General features: G+C 31.5%; 1 protein-coding gene and 1 riboswitch. The gene reads right to left on the minus strand.

Translation table 11 applies throughout. The features are described from left to right. Positions 1–133 precede the first annotated feature (133 nt). Positions 134–1,561 (minus strand): MATE family efflux transporter, encoded by a 1,428-nt coding sequence (locus I4U58_RS13730; RefSeq protein WP_195931896.1) that lies wholly within the window; start codon positions 1,559–1,561, stop codon positions 134–136. 53 nt (positions 1,562–1,614) lie between these two features. Then, positions 1,615–1,711, minus strand: a riboswitch (purine riboswitch). Between the last annotated feature and the right edge of the window lie 36 nt (positions 1,712–1,747).

The raw sequence follows: 1,747 nt of genomic DNA on the forward strand, positions 1-1,747 counted from the left end.
TATTATCTGAGGCATCTTCCATTTTGTCAAGTAGATTATAATAGCTATTATTGAAAATATAATCCCTGGATTTATAAATATAAAAGTATTTTATGTTCCTAGAATCAGTATAATCATCATACTAATAAGATACTTATACAACTAATTTTTCCTGTTTTTCCACTTCCACTTCTGTTTCCTTATTTAATTTGTGGAAGAACGAAATTGTTAGTATAAGAATCACAACAATAGCAACTAAATCCGAAATCGGTGCTGCATATAAAATTCCATTAATTCCTGTTCCAACCTCTGCTCCTTCTAAAACATAAGGTAATATTATTGCTAATGGTGTGAAACAAACTATATCACGTATAACAGATGCCATAACTGCATATTTAGATTTTCCAATAGATTGGAAGAATACTGCTGTCATTTTAACAAGGCAAGTAACTGTCACAAGAGATAAATAAATTCTAAATGTTTTTACTGCAAATTCTTGATATAATTCATTTCCTGACCCAAAAATTCCTACAACTTCTTTCGGCCATAATTGGAAAATAATCGTCGCTGTTATACCAGTAATTAAAGTGGCACGAAATACTATTTTGTAAGCTTCACGAACACGATCCATTCTTTTTGCTCCGTAGTTATATCCAAAAATCGGCTGTCCTCCAAGCACAATCCCAGTTACGATATTTAAAACGATTGTATATACTTTTGTTTGGATACTAAACACAGAAATCGGAATATCCGGACCATATTTTGATAATGCACCATAACGTGCCAGTGTCATATTACAAACTAATGTCACCGCTACAATTGAAATCTGTGTTATAAAAGTTGCTGCTCCAAGATTAATCATTTTAGATAAAATAGGTAGATTAGGTACAAAGCTACTCTTTTTCAGTCTAAAACTCTTTGGCTTAAAGAAATAAATTGCACATATTGCAAAAGATACTACTTGACCAATAGCAGTAGCCCATGCCGCACCTGCAATTCCCCATTTTAATAAAAAGATGAATATTGGGTCTAAAATAATATTTATAATAGCTCCCATCACCATTGCTTTCATAGCAAATCCAGGACTTCCATCCGCACGAATCATACTATTCATTACATTTAATAATAAATAAAATGAGAAAAATGCTGCTACAATACGGAAATAAGTTACTGCAAGGTCTAAAGTCTGATTTGACGCTCCAAAAAGACTCATAAGTGGTACTGCTGCAACCTCACATATAATCATAAGTACAATACTAATAAGTAAAGTTACAGTAATTCCCGTTCCAACAGATTTGTGTGCACTATCCGTATCTTTCCTTCCAGCACAAATACTCAGGTAAGATGCTGCACCATCTCCCACACACCATGCAAATGCATTTGCAATACAGATTACCGGGAATGAAACTCCTGTAGCTGCATTTCCTAAATAGCCAAGTGTACTATTTCCAATAAAAATTTGATCTACAATATTGTAGAATGCACTAATTAAAAGACCCATTACACATGGTACAGAGAATTTTAATAAAAGTTTTGAAATTTTCTCTTCTTCTAAAATTTTGTTTTCATTTACTAGTTCCATAATTCCTCCTAGTTTGTTATTTTTTTACACAATAAAAAACTACCGTAATAGTTTTGCTGTTCGAAAAAACTTATAGCAAAACTATTACGGTAGTTTGTAGAAACATTCATCCAATTATGAATTTATATAAGTATCATATATTATTTATCGCAATAATATAACATATTAATTTTATATTTACAGATC

The sequence above is a fragment of the Clostridium sp. 1001270J_160509_D11 genome (genome assembly GCF_015667935.1).
Lineage (GTDB): Bacteria > Bacillota > Clostridia > Peptostreptococcales > Peptostreptococcaceae > Intestinibacter.

Bases quoted from the DNA above. Each gene is read 5' to 3' on its own strand.
- I4U58_RS13730 (WP_195931896.1), bottom strand. From the start codon at position 1,561: ATGGAACTAGTAAATGAAAACAAAATTTTAGAAGAAGAGAAAATTTCA.